The sequence below is a fragment of the Pseudomonas oryzihabitans genome (assembly GCF_032027545.1).
Classification (GTDB): Bacteria; Pseudomonadota; Gammaproteobacteria; order Pseudomonadales; family Pseudomonadaceae; genus Chryseomonas; species Chryseomonas oryzihabitans_F.
The window spans coordinates 143537-164663 of the sequence record NZ_JAVSJB010000008.1 but is presented as its reverse complement, the minus strand read 5'-3'; the positions used below and the strand labels follow the sequence as shown (position 1 = coordinate 164663).

Annotated in this window: 19 protein-coding genes and 2 riboswitches; of the genes, 9 read left to right on the top strand and 10 right to left on the bottom strand. The window is 66.6% G+C overall.

The annotated features are described in order from the left end of the window. Position 1: 1 nt before the first annotated feature. The 3 genes from RND78_RS15690 to cobW are packed head-to-tail and all read right to left on the bottom strand — an operon-like array spanning position 2 to position 5860. Positions 2 to 1045, bottom strand: coding sequence for an AAA family ATPase (locus RND78_RS15690; RefSeq protein WP_312730070.1), 1044 nt, complete (start codon positions 1043 to 1045; stop codon positions 2 to 4). Next, positions 1046 to 4801 (bottom strand): cobaltochelatase subunit CobN, encoded by a 3756-nt coding sequence (gene cobN / locus RND78_RS15685; protein WP_312730069.1) that lies wholly within the window; start codon positions 4799 to 4801, stop codon positions 1046 to 1048. A gap of 6 nt (positions 4802 to 4807) precedes the next feature. Next, a complete protein-coding gene (gene cobW / locus RND78_RS15680) occupies positions 4808 to 5860 on the bottom strand; it encodes a cobalamin biosynthesis protein CobW (protein WP_312730068.1) in 1053 nt (350 codons plus the stop codon). A 99-nt stretch (positions 5861 to 5959) separates the two neighbouring features. Then, positions 5960 to 6146, bottom strand: a riboswitch (cobalamin riboswitch). A 58-nt stretch (positions 6147 to 6204) separates the two neighbouring features. Continuing rightward, positions 6205 to 6543, top strand: a riboswitch (cobalamin riboswitch). An 85-nt stretch (positions 6544 to 6628) separates the two neighbouring features. Between cobW and RND78_RS15675 the strand changes: the two genes are divergently transcribed. The 3 genes from RND78_RS15675 to RND78_RS15665 are packed head-to-tail and all read left to right on the top strand — an operon-like array spanning position 6629 to position 7874. Further along, the gene (locus tag RND78_RS15675; RefSeq protein ID WP_312730067.1) at positions 6629 to 6814 is read left to right on the top strand and encodes a CbtB-domain containing protein; all 186 of its coding nucleotides are present in this window, start codon (positions 6629 to 6631) and stop codon (positions 6812 to 6814) included. A gap of 11 nt (positions 6815 to 6825) precedes the next feature. Continuing rightward, a complete protein-coding gene (locus RND78_RS15670) occupies positions 6826 to 7500 on the top strand; it encodes a CbtA family protein (protein ID WP_312730065.1) in 675 nt (224 codons plus the stop codon). Then, positions 7500 to 7874: a cobalamin biosynthesis protein gene (locus RND78_RS15665; protein ID WP_312730063.1), complete on the top strand. Its 375-nt coding sequence runs from the start codon at positions 7500 to 7502 to the stop codon at positions 7872 to 7874. Before RND78_RS15670 ends, RND78_RS15665 begins: the two co-directional genes overlap by 1 nt. Here the strand turns inward: RND78_RS15665 and RND78_RS15660 are convergent. From RND78_RS15660 to RND78_RS15650, 3 genes are all read right to left on the bottom strand, one after another. Continuing rightward, on the bottom strand, positions 7865 to 8593 hold the full coding sequence (locus tag RND78_RS15660; RefSeq protein WP_312730222.1) for a ScpA family protein: 729 nt from the start codon (positions 8591 to 8593) through the stop codon (positions 7865 to 7867). The two genes, RND78_RS15665 and RND78_RS15660, sit on opposite strands and share 10 nt — an antisense overlap. 110 nt (positions 8594 to 8703) lie before the next feature. After that, positions 8704 to 9333: an L-threonylcarbamoyladenylate synthase gene (locus RND78_RS15655; protein ID WP_059229581.1), complete on the bottom strand. Its 630-nt coding sequence runs from the start codon at positions 9331 to 9333 to the stop codon at positions 8704 to 8706. Continuing rightward, positions 9330 to 10202 (bottom strand): PHP domain-containing protein, encoded by an 873-nt coding sequence (locus RND78_RS15650; protein WP_312730060.1) that lies wholly within the window; start codon positions 10200 to 10202, stop codon positions 9330 to 9332. Before RND78_RS15650 ends, RND78_RS15655 begins: the two co-directional genes overlap by 4 nt. A 61-nt stretch (positions 10203 to 10263) precedes the next feature. On the opposite strand from RND78_RS15650, the gene RND78_RS15645 reads away from it, so the two are divergent. The 4 genes from RND78_RS15645 (at position 10264) to RND78_RS15630 (ending at position 13516) form a co-directional block, all read left to right on the top strand. Next, positions 10264 to 10848 carry a septation protein A gene (locus tag RND78_RS15645; protein WP_312730059.1) on the top strand — a complete coding sequence of 195 codons (585 nt, stop codon included), beginning with the start codon at positions 10264 to 10266 and terminating at the stop codon, positions 10846 to 10848. Between the two features lie 4 nt (positions 10849 to 10852). Next, a complete protein-coding gene (locus RND78_RS15640) occupies positions 10853 to 11530 on the top strand; it encodes a response regulator transcription factor (protein ID WP_312730058.1) in 678 nt (225 codons plus the stop codon). A 123-nt stretch (positions 11531 to 11653) separates the two neighbouring features. Beyond that, positions 11654 to 12088: a Spy/CpxP family protein refolding chaperone gene (locus RND78_RS15635; protein WP_312730057.1), complete on the top strand. Its 435-nt coding sequence runs from the start codon at positions 11654 to 11656 to the stop codon at positions 12086 to 12088. A gap of 54 nt (positions 12089 to 12142) precedes the next feature. Beyond that, positions 12143 to 13516: a HAMP domain-containing sensor histidine kinase gene (locus RND78_RS15630; RefSeq protein WP_312730055.1), complete on the top strand. Its 1374-nt coding sequence runs from the start codon at positions 12143 to 12145 to the stop codon at positions 13514 to 13516. On the opposite strand, the gene RND78_RS15625 is transcribed toward RND78_RS15630, so the two are convergent. Further along, the gene (locus RND78_RS15625; protein WP_312730053.1) at positions 13479 to 14057 is read right to left on the bottom strand and encodes a nitroreductase family protein; all 579 of its coding nucleotides are present in this window, start codon (positions 14055 to 14057) and stop codon (positions 13479 to 13481) included. The two genes, RND78_RS15630 and RND78_RS15625, sit on opposite strands and share 38 nt — an antisense overlap. 200 nt (positions 14058 to 14257) lie before the next feature. Between RND78_RS15625 and RND78_RS15620 the strand changes: the two genes are divergently transcribed. Next, positions 14258 to 15640, top strand: a complete 1383-nt coding sequence (locus tag RND78_RS15620; protein ID WP_312730050.1) for an adenylate/guanylate cyclase domain-containing protein — start codon at positions 14258 to 14260, stop codon at positions 15638 to 15640. A 68-nt stretch (positions 15641 to 15708) separates the two neighbouring features. On the opposite strand, the gene RND78_RS15615 is transcribed toward RND78_RS15620, so the two are convergent. Together RND78_RS15615 and RND78_RS15610 are read right to left on the bottom strand one after the other, a co-directional pair. Continuing rightward, positions 15709 to 17403 (bottom strand): DEAD/DEAH box helicase, encoded by a 1695-nt coding sequence (locus tag RND78_RS15615; protein WP_312730048.1) that lies wholly within the window; start codon positions 17401 to 17403, stop codon positions 15709 to 15711. A gap of 279 nt (positions 17404 to 17682) precedes the next feature. Continuing rightward, a complete protein-coding gene (locus RND78_RS15610) occupies positions 17683 to 18432 on the bottom strand; it encodes a spermidine synthase (protein WP_312730047.1) in 750 nt (249 codons plus the stop codon). A 113-nt stretch (positions 18433 to 18545) separates the two neighbouring features. Between RND78_RS15610 and RND78_RS15605 the strand changes: the two genes are divergently transcribed. Next, complete coding sequence (locus tag RND78_RS15605; protein ID WP_312730045.1) at positions 18546 to 19892, top strand: class II 3-deoxy-7-phosphoheptulonate synthase; 1347 nt, start codon at positions 18546 to 18548, stop codon at positions 19890 to 19892. Positions 19893 to 19926: 34 nt separating this feature from the next. Here RND78_RS15605 and RND78_RS15600 read toward each other — a convergent pair whose 3' ends face one another. Then, on the bottom strand, positions 19927 to 21126 hold the full coding sequence (locus tag RND78_RS15600) for a winged helix-turn-helix domain-containing protein (RefSeq protein ID WP_312730043.1): 1200 nt from the start codon (positions 21124 to 21126) through the stop codon (positions 19927 to 19929). Position 21127: the final 1 nt, after the last annotated feature.

The window sequence follows — 21127 nt, the reverse complement described above, 5'->3', positions numbered from 1 at the left end:
CCTAGGACTTTTTTGGCTGCTCCAGCCGGCGGCGTGGACCAGTCGCCACGGGCTCCGGCGCCATGGCGCCCCAGGCATCTCCCTCACTGCCTGAAGATTCAGCGGCGCCGCGATCACCTTGGTTACCTGCCCCTCGCTCCGGGGTAGGGACCGAGGATGCTTCCTGCAGGGGTGGTATTACTGGTGAGACGTCCTGTAGCTCTCGACGGCGATGGCGCAAGGCGAAGCCTGCCACGACATTGATGTCGGTGCTTTCGATGGCAGCGGCACCCCGCCAGGCCGCATGGGCGCGAGCCGCACGCAGCCAGACCAAGTCGGCCCGTAAGCCATCGACCCCGGCCTGGTGACAGGCTTCGGTAATGGCTTCCAGCGCCGCGTCGTCCAAAGGAATGCCGGCAAGGCGCGCACGAGCCTGGGCACAACGCTCACGCAACGTCGCCTGGGTCGGCTCCCACTGGGCGACGAAACCCATCGGGTCGCTGTCGAACGCCAACCGCCGCCGCAGGATTTCGGCCCGTTCGCGCGGTGCCGGGCGGCTGTCCAGCGCCAGGGCGAAACCGAAACGGTCGAGCAGTTGCGGGCGCAGCTCGCCCTCCTCCGGATTCATGGTGCCTACCAGCAGGAAGCGGGTGGCGTGCTCATGGGAGATGCCATCGCGCTCCACGCGGTTGACGCCACTGGCAGCGACGTCCAGCAGCAGGTCCACCAGGTGATCGGGCAGCAGATTGACCTCGTCGACATAGAGCACCCCGCCATCCGCCGCGGCCAGCACCCCTGGCGCGAAGCGCGCCCGGCCTTCGCCCAGCGCGGCATCCAGATCCAGGGTGCCAACGATGCGCTCTTCGCTGGCGCCCAGCGGCAGGGTGACGAAGGGACCGCCACCGAGCAGATCGGCCAGGCCACGAGCCAGGGTCGACTTGGCCATGCCGCGCGGCCCTTCGATCAGCACCCCGCCAATGCGCGGGTCGATGGCATTCAGGCATAGCGCCAGCTTCAAGGCGTCCGCACCGACCACGGCGGCCAGGGGAAAGACGGGAGCGGTCATTCAGGCTTCATCCATATCCATCAGCAGTTGTTCCAGGGCCTCGCGATAGTCGCCCGGTTCCTGCCAGAGGCCACGTTGCTGGGCTTCCAGCAAGCGTTCGGTCATGTCGCGCAGGGCCTCGGGGTTGTGGCGTTCGACGAAATCGCGGGTTTCGGCGTCCAGCAGGTAGGCATCGGCCAGTTGCCGATACTGATGATCCTCCACCAGCTCGGTGGTGGCGCCGAAACCGAACAGGTAGTCCACGGTGGCGGCCATCTCGAAGGCGCCCTTGTAGCCATGGCGCTTCATGCCGGCGATCCACTTGGGATTGGCCGCCCGGGAGCGCACGACGCGGCCCAGTTCTTCCTTGAGGGTGCGGATCTTTGGCAGGTCAGCCTGGGCATGGTCGCCGAAGTAGCTGGCGCGACGCTCGCCGCTCAGGGTCTCGGCCGCGGCCAGCATGCCGCCCTGGAACTGGTAGTAGTCGTTGGAATCGAGCAGGTCGTGCTCGCGGTTGTCCTGGTTCTGCAGCACCGCTTGCAGGCGCCCGAGGCGGCGGGAGAAGTCGCCTCGGGCGGCGGTGCCCTCATCCTCCGCGCCATAGGCGTAGCCGCCCCAATTGAGATACGCGGTGGCCAGCTCGCTGCGGTCCTGCCACTGGCGCTCTTCCATCGCGCCCTGAACGCCAGCGCCATAGGCGCCGGGCTGGGCGCCGAAAATGCGCCAGCCGGCCTGACGCCGCGCCAGCTCGGCAGCGGCCCCTGCAGCCTCCAGCTCGGCGCGCTCGCGCCGTACCTGGGCCGCCAGGGGATTGAGATCCTCCGGCTCATCCAGGGCCGCCACTGCCTGGACGGCAGCGTCGAACAACCGCACCAGACCACCGAAGGCGTCACGGAAGAAACCAGAGATGCGCAGGGTGACGTCCACGCGTGGCCGATCCAGCAGCGACAACGGCAGGATCTCGAAGTCCTCGACCCGGGCACTGCCGGTCTGCCACACCGGGCGCACGCCCAACAGGGCCATGGCCTGGGCAATATCGTCGCCGCCGGTCCTCATGGTCGCCGTGCCCCAGACCGAAAGGCCCAGTTGGCGCAGGTGGTCGCCCTCCTCCTGCAGATGACGTTCCAGCAGCAGATTGGCCGACTGCCAGCCCAGTCGCCAAGCCGTCATGCTCGGCAGGTTGCGCACGTCCACCGAGAAGAAATTGCGCCCGGTGGGCAGGACGTCCAGCCGGCCGCGACTGGGCGCGCCGCTGGGTCCGGCGGGAACGAAGCGCCCGTCCAGGGCCGCCAGCAAGCCACCGATTTCGGCGGGGCCACAGCCGTCCAGCGCCGGCGCCACCTGGGTGATCAGGTGTTCCAACACCGGACGGGTCGCCGGCAGATCCTCCAGCGCCAGCGGCAGAGGCTCGTCATCCACCATCGCGGCTACCAGGGCAAGTGCCAGCAACTCCAAGCGCTCCCGGGTATCACCCAGGGTGCGCCAGGGTTCGGCGGACAGCGCCGCCAAGCAATCCGGGCGCTCACCTTGCCAGGGCACGCCCAGGTCGGCGGCCAGGGGATCGAAGTCCAGCTGCAGATCCTTGGCCAGTGCCCGCAACAGGCTGGCATTACTACCCTGGGCATCGCCGCGGGGAATACGCAGCAGCGCCACCAGGGTGTCGCGGCGCAACTGGCCGGTCGGGGATTCGCCGAACACGTGCAGGCCGTCGCGGATCTGGGATTCCTTGAGGTCGCACAGATAGGCATCCAGCTGCGGCAGCCAGCTGTCCGGGTCATCGGTGATGACCAGGCCCAGCTCGCGATCCAGGGCGGTCTCGCGCACCAGTTGCAGGATCTCGCCGCGCAATTCGGTGGCGCGCCGCAGGTCCAGCAGGCTGGCGTCATAGTATTCGTCGGCCAGGCGCTCCAGGTCACGTAGCGGGCCATAGCTCTCGGCACGGGTCAGCGGCGGCATCAGGTGGTCGATGATCACCGCCTGGGTGCGCCTCTTGGCCTGGGCGCCCTCGCCCGGGTCATTGACGATGAAGGGATAGACGTTGGGCAGCGGTCCGAGGATGGCATCCGGCCAACAGGCTGCGGACATTCCCACGCCCTTGCCCGGTAGCCACTCCAGATTGCCGTGCTTGCCCAGGTGGACCACCGCCTGGGCGCCATAGACCTCGCGCAGCCAGAAATAGAACGCCAGGTAGCCATGGGGCGGCACCAGCGACGGATCGTGGTAGACCGCCGCCGGATCGACGTCATAGCCCCGCGCCGGTTGGATGCCGACGAAGGTCAGACCGAAGCGCACCCCGGCTACCATCAGGCGACCGCGCCGGTGCATGGGATCGGCCGCGGGCCCACCCCAGCGTTCGGTCACCGCCTGCTGCAGAGTCAGCGGCAGGCCGGAGAACAAGGCCTGGTAGTCATCCAGCGCCAGGCTCTGCAACGCCGGCCGCAGGTCACGCAGGGCACTGTCGTTGGTCACCCCACCGAGCAAGCGTTCGATCAGGGCGGTACCGCTCTCTGGCAGATTGGCCACCGGGTAGCCTGCCGTCTGCATCGCTTGCAGTACCTTGAGCGCCGCCGCCGGGGTATCCAGACCGACGCCATTGCCGATGCGGCCGTCGCGGGTCGGGTAGTTGGCCAGGATCAGGGCGATGCGCTTGTCCGCCACGGGGCGCCGTGCCAGTTCGATCCAATTCCGCGCGAGCGTTGCAACGAAGGCCATGCGTTCGCCATCGGCCTGGTAGTTGACCACATCGCTCTGGCTGCGCTCGCAGCGCCAGGCCAGGCCCTTGAAGCTGATCGGCCGGGTGATGATGCGCCCGTCCAGCTCGGGCAGGGCGATATGCATGGCCAGGTCGCGCGCGCCCAGCCCTTGGGGATTCTCCTGCCAGCGCTCGCGATTGTCCTGGGCGCAGATGGCCTGGAGCACCGGCACCGGGCGGCGGAAGGGGGCGAGATTCGGCCGCTCCGGGCTGGATTGGGCGAAACCGGTGGTATTGAGGATCAACGCCGTATCGGTCTCGTCCAGCAGTCGCTCCACCTCCTGAAGGCAGGCCGGCTCCTTGAGACTGGCCACGGCGATGGGCAGCGGATTCAGGCCCCGAGCCTCTAGCTGCTGGCAGAAGACCTCGACGAAGGCGGTGTTGGCCGCCTGCAGGTGGGTGCGATAGAACAGCAGCGCCGCCGTTGGCCAGTCCGGTCGCCAGCGCTGGCGCCAGCCGTCCAGGCCCAGGCCCAGGCCTTCGACCTGGTACACCGCCACTCGCGGCAATTCCCGCGGCGGCTCGTAGGTGTACTGGGCATCCAGGCATTCGGCGGCCAGGCAATGTAGGAAGTCCCGGGCATTGGCCAGGCCACCCTGGCGCAGATAACGCCACAGCCGCTCGGCCAGTTCGGGAGCTACCGTACCCAGGGCCATCAGCTCCGGATCGGGGCGGTCGCAGCCGGGGACCGCGATCAGGGTCAACCCATGCGCCGCCAATTCCGCCAGTCGCTCCATGCCATAGCGCCAGTAACCCTGGCCGCCATGCAGGGAGATGAACACCACCCGCGCCTGGCTCAGCACCTCCTCGACATAGAGATCCACCGAGGCGTGGTTCTGCAGTTGCATGGGATTGGCCAGGCGCAGGCTGGGATAGCCGGCGTCGAGGGTGCGGGTAGCCTCGGCCAGCAGCGCCAGGTGCGAATCGCCACTGCAGAGCACGACGATCTCGCCCGGCGTCTGTGCCAGGTGAGCGATGCCGTCGTCCGGTACGAAACCGCCCGGCTGAGTACGCAGCAGATGCATCCGGGGTCAGGCCACCGCGGCGCGCAACTGCGCGGTGATGGCCGCCTGGTCCAGCTCCTGACCGATCAGCACCAGCTGGGTGCTGCGGCTTTCACCGGACTGCCAGGCGCGGTCGAAGTGCTTGTCGAAACGGGTACCCACACCCTGTACCAGCAGGCGCAGCGGCTTGCCGGCGATGGCGGCGAAACCCTTCACCCGCAGCACGCCATGGGTCTTGACCACCTCGGTCAGGGCCGCCAGCAAGGTCGCCTCGGCCACTTCCGGCAGCTCGACGCCAAAGGAGTCGAATTCGTCGTGGTCATGGTCTTCATGACCTTCGAGGTCATGGTGGGTCGGACGGCTGTCGATATGGGCCTCGGACTCGGCCTGCAGGCCCAGCAGCACTGACAGGGGCAACACGCCACGACTGGCTTCCACCACCTTGACCGCCGGCGGCAACTCTTCGCTCACCTCGGCACGCACCCGGGCCAGGGCCTCGGGGTCCAGGCCGTCGGCCTTGTTGAGGATCACCAGGTCGGCACTGGCGAGCTGATCTTCGAACAACTCGTGCAGCGGCGATTCATGGTCGAGGTTGGGGTCCTGGCGACGCTGGACGTCCACTTGCTCGGGATGGGCAGCGAAGGTGCCGGCCGCCACCGCCGGGCTGTCGACCACGGTGATCACCGCATCCACGGTGCAGGCGTTGCGGATCTCCGGCCACTGGAAGGCTTGCACCAGGGGCTTGGGCAGTGCCAGGCCGCTGGTCTCGATGAGGATATGGTGGATGTCGCCGCGGCGCGCCACCAGCTCCTTCATCACCGGGAAGAATTCTTCCTGCACGGTACAGCACAGGCAACCGTTGGCCAGCTCGAAGACGCGGCCCTGGGCCTCTTCTTCGGTACAGCCGATGCTGCACTGGCGAAGGATCTCGCCGTCGATGCCCAGTTCGCCGAATTCGTTGACGATCACCGCGATGCGGCGGCCTTCGGCATGGTCGAGCATGTGGCGCAGCAAGGTGGTCTTGCCGGCACCGAGGAAGCCGGTGACGATGGTGACGGGGGTCTTGGCCAGGGTTTTCATGGGCTGCCCTTAGAGATAAAGCGAAAAAAGACGGGCAGGCATGCCGGGCGCTCGCGTTGGCGAAGCCCTGGTGGCAGCCCGGATCACCCCGCCCGGTTGCGTGTTCGAAGCTGGCGAGGCAGGTCTCCTGGCTCGCGGCGCCCGGCTCCGGCCTTCCCGCGTGAGCAGTGGCCTTATGGAGAGGCATAGATAGATGCCGCTTACAGTTGCGGGGGCAGCCGCGGTGTCGCACCGCGTTCCCTTTCAAGCTTTCGGTGAGGAAAGCACCTCGAAGCCCGACAGGCTACGAGCGCCCTCCCGGGGTGTCAATCGAAGGGGCTTGACCGGTAGCGGAAGCCCGTGGTCTGCTCGCCGTTGCTTCAGGTGTCGCGACTCCGCCATGGGTCGCGGTGAAACGGGAAGCCGGTCCGAGTCCGGCACTGCCCCCGCAACGGTAGACGAGCGCAGGATCACGATGCCACCCGGCCGGCAAGCCTGGGGAAGGCGATCCTGGTAGTTGCCTAGATATGCGGTCTTGAGCGAGCTAGCGCCTGGCAAGGCGAAATCCTCCAAGGAAGCGCGGTTTACCGAGAGTAAATGAGCATTCCGCGGTGGGTTTCAACGCAGCCAGGCCGACGCACAGCCAAGGCCGCACCTTGCAACCCTCGTGAGTCCGGAGACCGGCCTGTCGCTTTCAAGCAACCCGCGGTGGGCGGTCGTGCTGGACGGCGGCCGCCTGCGGCTCGCTGCCTTGGCGCGTCCCTGCCGCTTCGACTCCGAGGCCTTGCCATGACCGCTACCCGCTCGACCACCGCCCTACCCCAGACCAGTACCCGCACCCAGCGCCTGACCGCCACCCTGCTCGCCGGCCTGTTCGGCCTGGGCCTGGTGTTCCTGGCCGGTTTCTCCCACATCGAGGCCCTGCACAATGGTGCCCACGATACCCGCCACAGCGAAGGCTTTCCCTGCCACTGAAGGAGTTCGCCATGTTCCAGCGTATCGCCTTCAGCGCCGGCGTCGCCGGGCTGCTCGCCGCCCTGTTGCTGAGCGTCCTGCAAAGCCTCTGGATGACGCCGCTCATACTCCAGGCAGAAACCTACGAGGTCCAGACCGAAGCCCCGGCCATGGCCGAGCACCATGAGCACGGCGACGAAGCCTGGTCGCCGGAAGACGGCTGGCCGCGCACCCTGTCGACCTTCGGCGGCAACCTGGTGGTGGCCGTGGGCTTCGGCTTGGTCCTGGCTGGCCTGTTCAACCTGAAGCCGCCAACCCGCTTGCGCCAGGGACTGCTGTGGGGCCTTGCGGGTTATGCCACCTTCTGTGTCGCTCCCAGCCTGGGCCTGCCGCCGGAGCTACCGGGCACCGCCGCAGCCGACCTCAGCCTGCGCCAGGCCTGGTGGATAGGCACTGCCGCGGCTACCGCGACTGCCTTCGCCCTGCTGGCGTTCGCCCGTCATCCCGGCTTCAAGCTTGTCGCCCTGGGCCTGCTGGTCCTTCCCCACCTGCTGGGTGCGCCCCAACCGGTCGCGCATGGGAGCCTGGCGCCGGAAGACCTGCAACGGCACTTCCAGCTCGCCGTGCTGGTGAGCAATCTCCCGTTCTGGCTGTTGCTGGGCCTGGCCTGCAGTTGGCTGTTCCGCCGCCAGGGCGCTCAAGGCTGATGACAAGAGTGCTCGGTGTCGGCTGTCGCCAGGGCTGCCCAGCGGAGGAACTGGCCGGACTGGCGCTGGCCGTGCTGCAGGAGGCGAACTGCCCGGTCGAAACGTTGACCGCCCTGGCGACCATGACGGGGCGGTTGGACGAACCCGCGGTTCAGGCCCTCGCCCAACGCTGGCGCCTGCCTCTGCGGGGCTTTCCGGCGCACCAACTGGCTCGACAAGCCGGCGTCAGCACGCCAAGTCCCAGGGTACAGCAGCACACCGGCAGCCCGAGCGTCGCCGAAGCCGCGGCGCTATTGGCCGCCGGTAGTGGCGCCCGCCTGACCGTCGCGAAACGCAAGAGCGCCGCGGCCACGGCAGCCCTGGCCTACGCCTGAAGCTCCTCTTCCGCGTCGATGCCGCTGACCCGGGCACGCACGTGGATGGGGCTGAAGGGCTCGTTCTGCACCAGCTCCACCAGGGATTCCTTGACCAGCTCGAGGATGGCCATGAAGGTGACCACCACCCCGAGTCGCCCCTCCTCCAGCGTGAACAGGGCCACGAAGGGCACGAAGGCGCCATTCTTGAGTCGTTCCAGCACCTGGCTCATCCGCTCCCGGGTCGAGAGGATTTCACGGGTCACCTGGTGGCTCTCGAACAGGTCCGCCCGCCGCAGCACCTCACCCATGGCCAGCAGCAATTCGCCCAGCTCAACCTCGGGTAGCAGCTTGCGCGCCCGGGCTTCGGGGGCTGGCAACGTCGGCACCACGAAATCGCGCCCCTCGCGCGGTAGCTCGTCGAGGTCCTCGGCGGCCTTCTTGAAGCGCTCGTATTCCTGCAGACGGCGGATCAGCTCCGCGCGCGGATCCTCCTCTTCCGCATCCAGACCTTCCGGACGTGGCAACAGCATGCGTGACTTGATCTCCGCCAGCATGGCCGCCATCAACAGGTATTCGGCGGCCAATTCCAGGTGCACGGCCTTCATCAGCTCGACGTAGGTCATGTACTGCCGGGTGATCTCGGCCACGGGGATGTCGAGGATGTCGATGTTCTGCTTGCGAATCAGATAGAGCAGCAGGTCCAAGGGCCCTTCGAAGGCTTCGAGGAAGACTTCCAGGGCGTCCGGGGGGATATAGAGGTCCTGCGGCAGCTCGGTGAAGGCTTCACCGTAGACCAACGCCAGGCGGAGCTGCTCGGGTTCGAGCAGCTCCGTATCGAGCACCTCGCTCATGCCTCGATCATGAAGGGCGTCGGATCACCGGCCCCGACGCGGATGACCTCGGGTTCGTCGTCCGCCAAGCTGATCACCGTGGAGGGCTGCAGGCCGCCCGGACCGCCCTCGATCACCAGGTCGACGAAATGCTCCAGGCGCTCGCGGATCTCCCAGGCATCGCCCAGCGCCTCGTCATCGCCGGGCAGGATCAGGCTCACGCTCATCAGCGGCTCACCCAGTGCCTCCAGCAGCGCCAGGGTGATGGGATGTTGCGGCACCCGCACGCCAATGGTGCGCCGCTTGGGATGCAGCAGCATGCGCGGCACCTCGCGGGTGGCGTTGAGGATGAAGGTGTAGGGGCCGGGGGTATAGGCCTTGAGCAGGCGGAAGGCGCTGGTGTCCACCTTGGCGTAGATGCCCAGCTCCGACAGGTCGCAACACACCAGGGTGAAGTTGTGCTTGTCGTCGAGCTGGCGGATACGACGGATGCGCTCCACCGCGCTTTTTTCGCCGATCCGGCAGCCCAGCGCATAGGACGAATCGGTCGGATAGGCGATCACACCACCGGACTGGATGATATCCACGGCCTGACGAATCAGCCGCGGCTGGGGATTCTGCGGATGAATCTCGATGAACTGGCTCATTGGGGTTCCCGATCCTGAGGGTACAGCGGTTGACTGAAACGCGCCCAGAGCGGCGGCAGATCCTCGGGCACCGGTCGGTACATACCGAGTTCCGACCAGTCGGCCGGCGCATGGAAGTCGCTGCCCGCGCTCACCATCAGACCGAATTCCCGCGCCAGAATTGCCAGGGTACCCACCTGCTCGGCCGGCTGCACGCCATTGACCACCTCGATGGCATGGCCGCCACCGCTGACGAAGTCGCCAATCAGCTTGCGCAGCTTGGTGCGGGTGAAACCATAGGCCAGCGGATGGGCGAGACTGATCCAGGCCTTGGCCGCCTTGAGCGTGTCCAGGGTTTCCGCCAGCGTCGGCCAGTGCTGCTTGACGTCGCCGAGCTTGCCGCCGCCGAGCCACTTGCGGAAGGCGTCGTTGCGGTCCTCCACATAGCCGGCCTGCACCAGGTGCTCGGCGAAGTGCGGCCGCGCCGGGGCGTTGCGGCTGTCGCCCAGGGCCATCTGCACCGCGCGGGCGCCTTCCAGGGCGCCTGGCATGCCCTTGGCCGCCAGCCGCCGGTCGATTTCCCGGGCGCGCTCCCAGCGGCCCTCGTGCAGGGCCTCGAGCGCCGCGGTCAGTTCCGGCGCTCCAGGCGCGAAGGCATAACCGAGCACGTGCAGCGTCGCGCCACCCCAGGTACAGGACATCTCGATCCCCGGCAGCAGCCGGATACCCAGCCCCTGGGCGACGTCCAGCGCCTCTGCGTAGCCGTCCAGCGTGTCATGATCGGTGATCGCCAGGAGCTGCACGCCGCGCTCATGGGCGCGCCTGACCACCTCGGCGGGCGCGAAGGCACCGTCGGACGCGGTGGTATGGCAGTGCAGGTCGACACGCATGGGCTTTCTCCTCCGGCTTCATCGGGTATTATGCCGCGATGCACGGTTATCGGCTGCGGTAATGAAACAATTCATCGACTTCATCCCCCTCCTGTTGTTCTTCCTCGTCTACAAGCTCGACCCGCGTCCGGTGGAATTCGCCGGGCACGCGTTCACCCTGGGGGGCATCTTCAGTGCCACCGCCGTGCTCATCGCGGCCTCGCTGGTGGTCTATGGCGCCCTCTACGTGGCCCAGCGTCGACTGGAGAAGAGCCAGTGGCTGACGCTGCTGGCCTGCCTGGTGTTCGGCGGCATGACCCTGGCCTTCCACAGCGAAACCTTCCTGAAATGGAAGGCACCGGTGGTGAACTGGCTGTTCGCCCTGGCCTTCCTGGGCAGCCATTTCATCGGTGACAAACCGCTCATCCAGCGCATGCTCGGCCATGCGGTCAAGTTGCCGGCACCGATCTGGACACGCCTGAACATCGCCTGGATCATCTTCTTCATCGTCTGCGGCTGCGCGAATCTCTTCGTCGCCTTCACCTTCGAGAGCATCTGGGTGGACTTCAAGGTCTTCGGCAGCCTGGCGATGACCCTGGTCTTCATGCTCGGCCAGGGCCTGTATCTGGCGCGCCATCTGCAACCCATGGACGAACCGCGAGACTAGTGCCATGAGCCAGATTCTGCTGATCGACGACGACCAGGAACTCTGCGACCTGCTCGGCGCCTGGCTGAAACAGGAAGGCTTCGAGGTCACCGCCTGCCATACCGGTGTCGATGCTCGCAACCACCTGCGCGACGCGACGCCCGACGTGGTGGTGCTCGACGTCATGCTGCCCGACGGCAGTGGCCTGGAACTGCTCAAGCAACTGCGCAGCGACCATCCACAGTTGCCGGTGCTGATGCTCTCCGGCCGCGGCGAGCCGCTCGACCGCATTCTCGGCCTGGAACTCGGCGCCGACGATTACCTGGCCAAGCCCTGCGATCCGCGGGAACTCACCGCACGCCTGAGGGCCATCCTCAGGCGCAGCCATCCGGCGCAACCCGCCGCCCGCCTGCAACTGGGTGACCTGTCACTGAGCCTGGCACGGGGTGTGGCCAATATCGGTGAGACCGAGATCACCCTCACCCTGACCGAAAGCCGTATCCTCGAAGCCCTGCTGCGCCAACCAGGCGAGCCCCTGGAAAAACAGGCGCTGGCCCAGGCCGCATTGGGGCGCAAGCTGACGCTCTACGATCGTAGCCTGGACATGCACGTGAGCAACCTGAGACGCAAACTCGGCAGCCATGCCGACGGCCGTCCGCGCATCCTGGCCCTGCGTGGCCGCGGCTACTACTACAGTGTCTAGGCGACGGGAGCTTGCACCCGCGCCTTTACCCCGCCTTTACGCCCGCTGACCGCCATTGACTCCCCGGCTCCTAGACTTGGGCCTATCCGGTATCGCAACCGGCCATCCCAAGGAGATTTTTCGATGCGCAAACTCATGCCCGCCGTCCTCTTCGCAGCCCTGTTGCCCACCCTGACGCTGGCCGCCACCCCGGACGGCACCGCCATCACCCCGCCTCCCCAGGCCAAGCCGATGGATGGTGCCCACCGCGGTGAAGGCCCGCTGCGCGGTCTCAAGCTCACCCCCGATCAGCGCGAGCAGGTGGGCAAGCTGATGGGAGCGGAACACCGGCAGCAGCGTGAGATCGTCAAGAGCTACCTGGACAAACTTCCCGAGGACCAGCGCAAGGCCCTGCAGGAGCAGCTCGACGGCAATCGCGACAAGACCCGCCAGGCCATTCGCGCCCTGCTCAAGCCCGATCAGCAGAAGCGCTTCGACGAAATGGAGAAGAAGCGTGAGGATCGCGCCAAGGAATGGGCCGAGTTCCAGCAGTGGAAGCAAGATCACAAATCCTCGTAACCCCCTTCCGCCGCGCCGATGGTTCTCGGCGCGGCGTTTGCGCAAGGCGACCGCATGGTTTTTCGCTCTCTCTTCTGGCGCATCTTCGCAACCTTCTGGCTGGCCATCCTCTCCGCGGTCGGCCTGACCATGCTGCTCGGCCACCTGGCCGACCAGGACTCCTGGATCCTCGCGCAGCACCCAGGCTTGCGCGACTTGCCCGAACAATGGGTGCAACGCTATGAAAACGACGGCCCTGCCGCGGCCCAGGGACTCCTCGAACAGCGCAAGGGGCGCTACGGCATCGATGTGCTGGTGCTGGGCGAGAACGGCTCGCCCCTGGTGCGCGGCACCCTGCCACCGCGCCTCTTCGACCAGGATCCCGACCAGCCACAGCGCCTGCAGCGCCCCGGCCCAGGCGCCCGCGATCCCAACCGACCGCTGCCCTGGCGACGCCTGACCGACGAATACACCAGCCCCAGCGGCCAGAATTACCTGTTCATCTACCACCTGCCCACGCCGGAGCTGGGCGCCTGGCGCCGTGAGAGTCTGTTCTGGCCGGTCGGCACCCTGGCCATCGCCACCCTGGTACTGACGCTGTTCAGCCTGTTGCTGACGCTCAGCCTGACCCGCCCGCTCAATCACCTGCGCCGCGCCGTCCATGATCTTGGCCAGACGGCCTATCAGCAGGACACCCTCGCCCGCCTGGCCCGCCGCAAGGACGAACTGGGCGTGCTGGCGAGCGACTTCAATCGCATGGGCGCACACCTGCAGCGGCTGATCGACAGCCAGCGTCAGCTGCTGCGCGACGTCTCCCACGAACTGCGCTCGCCCTTGGCGCGACTGCGCATCGCCCTGGCCCTGGCCGAACGCTCGGACCCACACGACCTGGGCAACATGTGGCCGCGCCTGACCCTGGAGTGCGATCGCCTGGAAACCCTGATCGGCGAGATCCTCGCCCTCGCCCGCCAGGAAGCCGATCCAGGTCCGCCCGAGCAGGTCGAGCTGCACCCGCTGCTCAGCGGCCTGGTCGAGGACGCCCAGCTCACGGCGCCCCAGCAAAGGGTCGAACTGGACGTGCCCCCCACCCTGCAGCTGGACGGCTGGCCCGACGTCCTGGAACGCGCGCTGGACAACCTGTTACGCAACGCCCTGCGCTTCAACCCGCCGACACAACCCATCGTCATCTCGGCGGAGGTCGTTGCCGGCGAGGTACGCATCCAGGTCCGCGACCACGGTCCCGGCGTCCGGGCCGACGATCTACCCCGCCTGGGCGAGCCCTTCTTTCGCGCGGATCAGCAGCAAGCCAACGGCTACGGCCTGGGCCTGGCCATCGCCCGCCGTGGCGTGCAGCGCCATGGCGGCGACCTCCTCCTGGCCAACCATCCGCAGGGCGGTTTCGTCGCCAGCGTTATCCTGCCGCTACGGCCGGTGCTGGCCAATGGCTGACCTGCTGCCCCAGATCCCTGGGCACCGGCACCCGCGGCGCCACCTCTGGGGTGCCCAGATAGATGTAGCCCACCAGTTGCTCCTCCGCAGCCAGCCCCAGCCCTCGCAGCACCCAGGGGTCGTAGCTGAACTCGCCGGAGCGCCAGACCGCGCCCAGGCCGAGGGCGAAGGCTGCATTGACCAGCCCGTGGGCGACGCAGCCGGCAGTGATGACCTGCTCCTGCAGCGGTACCTTCGGATGTTCCTGGGGAGAGGCGACCACGGCGATCACCAGGGGCGCGCGCAAGGGCATGCGCCGGGCCTTGTCCAGGGCCGCGGTGTCGGTCCCGGGCTCGCGTCGCAGCAGCGCCTCGGCATAGAGCTCGCCCAGGCGTTCGCGCCCCTCGCCCGACACCAGGATCAGTCGCCAGGGACGCAACAGCTTGTGATCCGGCGCGCGATCCGCGGCGCGCAGGAGCAGCTCGAGCTGCTCGACGGAAGGCCCGGGCTCGGTGAGGCGGCCGACCGACGCACGATTGCAAAGGGCTTCAAGGGCATCCATGGGGTCACTCCTGTGGAAATGGCCCAGTGTACCCCACCGAGCCCCCTTGAAATTCGATGTCATACGAGGGGATTTGGTGCCATCCTTGGCCGAGCTCGAGCCTCTCGGCTAAAATTGCTGCAGTTCGAAAACCCGGCCGCTTTCATCGTCGCGAACGGAGTTGTACCGACTTATCGCCTATCTCCAAACGGACCCGTCAGATGAAGTTTGCGCTCAACCGGTTCCTCGCTGCTTCCGGTGACAGCCTGGGTGTCTATTACGCTCGGGTATTCGCCTATCTGATCGCTGCCGCCAGCATTTCCGCCGGCTACTACACCCAGGCCGACGCCGTCGGCCTGTGGCTGATTCCCTACGCCCTGCTCTACCCGCACCTGGCCCAGACCATCAGCCTCAAGCTCAGGCGCGACCGCGGCCCCCAGACCGACATCCTGCTCGCAGCCGTTGATGCCATCCACGTCGGCATGGCCGCGGTGGTGTTGCGTTTCCCGCTGATGCCCACCCTGATGCTGCTGATCATGCTCGGCTATACCAGCATGCTGCGCGGCGGTCCGCGTCTGCTCGGGCTCTGCCTGCTGTTCGCCACCAGCGCCGCGGCACTGGGCAGTGCCACCTTCTTCCAGGGTGTCGACTTGACCAGTCCGCTGCTGGTGGCCGTCACCGCCGTGGTGGGCACCATGCTGCACCTCTGGGGCACCGCCTACTTCCTGCACCGGCAACGCAAGCGCCTGATCCAGATCAACGACGACCTCAAGCGCGAGCAGGAAAAATCGGCGATCCTGGCGCACAACCTGGCCAAGTACCTGTCGCCCCAGGTGTGGGAATCCATCTTCACCGGCAAGCAACACATCGCCCTGGGCACCCAGCGCAAGAAGCTCACGGTGTTCTTCTCCGACATCAAGGGCTTCACCGAGCTGTCCGAGGAACTCGAGGCCGAAGCCCTCACCGACATGCTCAACAACTACCTCAACGAGATGTCGAAGATCGCCGTGAAGTATGGCGGCACCATCGACAAGTTCGTCGGCGATTGCGTCATGGTGTTCTTCGGCGATGCCAACAGCCAGGGCGCCAAGAAGGATGCGGTGGCCGCGGTCTCCATGGCCATCGCCATGCGCAAGCACATGAAGGTGCTGCGCCAGCAATGGCGCAGCCAGGGCATCAACAAGCCGCTGGAAATCCGCATGGGCCTCAACACCGGCTACTGTACGGTGGGCAACTTCGGCTCCAGTACGCGCATGGACTACACCATCATCGGCCGCGAGGTGAACCTGGCCAGCCGCCTGGAAAACGCCGCAGACGCCGGCGAGATCCTGATCAGCCACGAGACCTATTCGCTGATCAAGGACACCATCATGTGCCGCGACAAGAGCCAGATCACGGTCAAGGGCTTCAGCAAACCGGTGCAGATCTACCAGGTGGTGGATTTCCGCCGCGACCTGGGCGCTTCTCCCAGCTACGTCGAACACGAGCTGCCCGGCTTCTCCATGTACCTGGATACCAACAACATCCAGAACTACGACAAGGAGCGGGTCATCCAGGCCCTGCAACTGGCCGCCGAAAAACTGCGCGACAAGGTGATCTTCTAGAGCTGTCCCGCTGTTCTGGCAGGCAGAAAAAAGCCCCGGATATCCGGGGCTTTTTCATTACGCGGGGATCAATCCTCGCGATAGCGACGCAGGCGCAGGGCCTTGCCGGCTACGCGGGTGTCCTTGAGCTTGGTCAGCAAACGCTCCAGGCCTTCCTCGGGCAGCTCCACCAGGCTGAAGGAGTCACGGATCTGGATGCGGCCGATGGCCTCGCGATCCATGCCGCCTTCATTGATGATGGCGCCCAGCAGGTTCTTGGCAGCGATGCCATCGCGCGCACCCAGGGCGGTACGGCAGCGCACGCGACCTTCCGGCAGCGGCTGCATCGGGCGACGCTCGCCGCGATCCGGACGCTCACCACGCTCGCCACGCTCAGGACGATCGCCGCGTTCGGTACGCGGACGGTCACCACGGCCAGAGCCGGGGGTCAGCGGCTGCTCACGGCGCAACGACTCGATGTCGAGAGCACGACCAGCGGTCAGCTTGGCCAGCAGCGCGGCAGCCAGGGTCGAAGGATCGCACTGCAGACGCTCGCACAACTCCTGACGCAGGGCGCCGTGGGTAGCATCGGCATCGGCCAGCAGCGAACCCACGCCATCAGCCAGGCGCGAGATACGGGCTTCCAGCACGGCTTCGGCGTCGGGCAGGCGAATCTCACCCACGCGCTGACCGGTGACGCGCTCGATGACCTGCAGCATGCGGCGCTCACGCGGAGTCACCAGCAGCAGGGCGCGGCCTTCGCGACCGGCACGGCCGGTACGGCCGATACGGTGGACGTAGGATTCGGGATCGTAGGGCATGTCGACGTTCAGGACGTGGGTGATACGCGCCACGTCCAGGCCACGGGCGGCCACGTCGGTGGCGACCACGATGTCCAGGGAACCATCCTTGAGCGATTCGATGGTCTTCTCACGCTGGGCCTGCGGCATGTCGCCATTCAGGGCGCTGACGCGATAGCCCTGGCGCTCCAGCAGCTCGGCCAGGTCAAGGGTCGCCTGCTTGGTGCGGACGAAGGCGATCAGGGCGTCGAAGTTCTCCACTTCCAGCAGGCGCAGCACCGAGGCCGGCTTCTGGTCGGCGTGGACCATCAGGTGCGCCTGCTCGATGCGAGCGACGGTCTGGGTCTTGGCCGCGATGCGGACGTGTTGCGGTTCCTTCAGGTGACGCTCGGCGATGGCGCGGATCGACGGCGGCAGGGTGGCCGAGAACAGTACGGTCTGACGGGATTCCGGCATGGCTTCGAAGATGAATTCGAGGTCGTCCATGAAGCCCAGCTTGAGCATCTCGTCGGCTTCGTCGAGCACCAGGTGCTGGACGGTGGCCAGCAGGTTGTCGTCACGACGCAGGTGGTCGCAGAGCCGACCGGGGGTGGCGACCAGTACCTGGGCACCCATGCGCAGGGACTTCAGCTGCGGGCCCATGGGCGCGCCGCCGTAGAGGGCCACGACTTTAACGCCGGGCATCTCGGTGGAGTAGGTTTCGCAGGCGGTAGCGACCTGCAGAGCCAGTTCCCGGGTAGGAACCAGCACCAGTATCTGGGGTTCACGACGGGACGGGTCGAGCTGCGAGAGCAGCGGCAGAGCAAAAGCTGCGGTCTTGCCGGTACCCGTCTGCGCCTGGCCGATCATGTCGTGGCCGGCAAGGATCACCGGGATGGACTGCGACTGGATGGGCGACGGCTCTTCGTAGCCAACGGCCTTGATGGCGGCGAGGATGGCGGGATTGAGATTGAGCGCAGCGAAATTGCTGATGTCCTGGGTCATTGTCTTGCCTCGTGTGCTTCGCAAAGACCCCAAAGCCAAGAGCTGCGCTTATCCGAATGACCGAAGTCGCCCAGGCAGCCAAGGTGTGAGCTTTTTGCGAAATAGCGGATGAAAAAGGGGTGAAGCGTCTAGGATTGTTCGCCGTCGGGCGAACGCACACCGGTGTGACCATGGCGGCGGACCGGGAAAATGCAGTTCCTGAACGGAAGGTCAAAAAGACCGGGGCGAATCATACCCGACCCCTGGACATTTCTCCAGAGGACGTTAGCCGATATCCGATCAGGTCGCTGCACGCAGGCTGTCCAGGTAAGGCTCGAGATCGAAGCCTGCCTGCGGCGTCAGGTCACGTACCCGCGCCCGTACCCCAGCCTCGTCCAGCTCCTGCTCCAGACTGGCCGGCACCAGCAGAATGACGTTGCCTTCGATCACCGGACATTCCCAGTAGTGGTGGCGGAACAATCCGCGCAGCAAGGGCGCCCCCAGTGGCTTGCCGTCGTTCGTGCTCCACTGATTGATCACCAGCCACCCGCCGGCCTGGAGCTTGGCCTGGCAGTTTTCCAGGAAACGCCAGGCCAGATGGGCACTCGAAGGACCCACGTCGGTATAGAGGTCGACGAAGATCAGATCCGCCGGGGCCGCCGCCTCGAGCAACTCCATGGCATCGCCGATGCGGATGTCGAGCCGCGGATCGTTGCCCAGCCCGAGGTGCTGCCGTGCCAGGCGCGGGACCTCCGGGCGGAGTTCCAGGGCTTCCACTGCCTCCAGCGGCAACCACTTGAGACAGGCTTGGGTCAGGGTACCGGCGCCCAGGCCGAGGAACAGCGCACGCCGCGGCGCGGGATGGCAGAGCGCCCCCAGCAGCATGGCGCGGTTATAGTCGTATTCCAGCCAGGCCGGGTCCCGGGTGAAGACGCAGCTCTGCTCCACCTCCTCGCCGAACTCCAGGAAGCGATAGGGGCCGACCTCGACCACCCGGATTCGCCCATGGGCATCAACGACCTCCTCCAGCAAGACTTCCGTAGCCGTCATCACCACCCTCCTCTATTGACCGCCATGGTAGCCGCCATGGCCATAGTCTATCGAGCGTTGCCGGCTCCTTCGGTTATCATGGCCGGCTTCGTCGATCCCTTTCAGAGAGAGCCATGTCCGCGCCCTGGAGTCCTACCAGCTGGAGAGGCCTGCCCATCCAGCAACAGCCCGAATACCCCGATCAAGCCCGCCTCGCCGAGGTGGAGCGCACCCTGGCCGGCTATCCACCGCTGGTGTTCGCCGGTGAAGCCCGCGAATTGCGCCGGCAGTTCGCCGAGGTCACCCAGGGTCGGGCCTTCCTGTTGCAGGGTGGTGATTGCGCGGAAAGCTTCTTCGAATTCTCCGCCGGCAAGATTCGCGACACCTTCAAGGTGCTGCTGCAGATGGCGGTGGTCATGACCTTCGCTGCCGGCTGTCCGGTGGTCAAGGTCGGTCGCATGGCCGGCCAGTTCGCCAAGCCGCGTTCCTCGGGCGAGGAAGTCCAGGACGGCATCGCCCTGCCGGCCTACCGCGGCGACATCGTCAACGGCATCGACTTCACCGAAGGCAGCCGCATCCCCGATCCGCAGCGCCTGATCCAGGCCTACAACCAGTCCACCGCGACCCTCAACCTGCTGCGCGCCTTCGCCCAGGGTGGCTTCGCCGACCTGCACCAGGTGCATCGCTGGAACCTGGACTTCATCGCCAACTCGGCCCTGGCCGACCGTTACCACCAACTGGCGGACCGCATCGACGAGACCCTGGCGTTCATGCGCGCCTGCGGCCTGGACACCGCGCCCCAGGTCAAGGAAACCAACTTCTTCACCGCCCATGAGGCGCTGCTGCTCAACTACGAGGAAGCCTTCGTCCGCCGCGACAGCCTGACCGGCGACTGGTACGACTGCTCGGCGCACATGCTCTGGATCGGTGATCGCACGCGCCAGCCGGACGGTGCCCATGTCGAATTCCTGCGCGGAGTCAACAACCCTATCGGCGTCAAGGTCGGCCCTTCCACCACCAGCGAAGACCTGATCCGCCTGATAGACACCCTGAACCCCGAAAACGATCCGGGGCGCCTGAACCTGATCGTGCGCATGGGCGTGGGCAAGGTCGGCGATCACCTGCCGCGGCTGATCCAGACCGTGGAGCGCGAAGGCCGCCAGGTGCTGTGGAGTTCCGACCCCATGCACGGCAACACCATCAAGGCGTCCAGCGGCTACAAGACCCGGGATTTCGCCAGTGTCCTGGGCGAGGTCAAGGAGTTCTTCGGCGTACACAAGGCGGAAGGCACCTACGCCGGCGGCATACACATCGAGATGACCGGCCAGAACGTCACCGAGTGCATCGGCGGCGCCCGTCCAGTCACCGAAGACGCCCTCTCCGACCGCTACCACACCCACTGCGACCCGCGCCTGAACGCCGACCAGTCCCTGGAGCTGGCCTTCATGATCGCCGAGACGCTCAAGGGCATCCGCCGCTGAGTAGCTTTAGGTGGTCGCCGTGCGCGGCGACCACCTAGCGGCGCGCCAGCGCCTCTTGCAGAACGCTGGCCGGCCCGTGCAATTGCACCTCGGCAAGCCCCAGCCAGTCGGCCAGCTCGCGCAACTGCCCGGCCAAGGCCTCCCGCCCCTCCTCGTCCAGCCCCGCCGACTCCAGATGCACAGCATGCACCGCCAACCGCGACTGCGCCCGCTCGGCGCGCAAGTCCACCCGTGCCGCCAGGCGCTCCCGATAGAGAAAGGGCAGCACGTAGTAGCCATAGACCCGCTTGGGCGCTGGCGTGTAGAGCTCGAGCCGGTAGCGGAAGTCGAACAGTTGTTCGGTGCGTCCGCGCTCCCAGACCAGGGAGTCGAAAGGCGACAACAGCGCCACCGCGCGTACCGGTCGCCCTGGATTCGGGGTGTCCGCGACGTAGGCGAGCTTGGACCAGCCCTGCACCTGGATCGGCTGCAGACTGCCCTCCTCGCGCAATTCGGCGATGCCTTGGCGGGCTTCGGCGGGACTGAGACGAAAATAGTCGCGCAACTGAATCTCGGTCGCCACGCCCAACGCCCGCGCACTGCGCAGCAGCAGTGCCCGCCGTGCCGCGGCCGGTGTCGGCACCGGGGCCGCCAGGATGGTCGCTGGCAGGACTCGCTCAGGCAGATCGTAGAGTCGTTCGAAACCGCGGCGACCGGCCACCGTGACCTCACCCGCAGCGAACAGCCATTCCAGTGCCAGCTTGGTCGGACTCCAGTCCCACCAAGGCCCGGCCTTGTCGGCGCGCTTCGCCAGGCTGCCGGCGCCCAATGGGCCGCGCTGCACCACGGCCTCGAGCGTCTGGGCCACCACCTGGGGCTGCTCGACCGCGAAGCGGGCCAACTGCCGATAGATCCCTACGCCCTGCCGCGCCAGCTCCCGGCGCCAGCGCAATTCGGTCCAGACCTCCGCAGGCACCAGCGAGGCCTCATGGGCCCAGCATTCATAGAGCTGGCGTGAGCGACCCTGGCCCCAGGCCAGGGCGTCGAAGTCGCTGAACTCATAGCGTCCCAGCCGACTGAACAGCGGCAGATAGTGGGAGCGCACCAGGGCATTGACCGAGTCGATTTGCAGTACTCCCAGGCGCGCGGCCTGGCGATACAGAGCGGCCACGCCCGCGCCGCCCTTGGCTGGGCTACCGAAGCCCTGAGCGCGCAAGGCCAGACGCCGGGCCTCACGCAGGGAAAGGCTATCCATC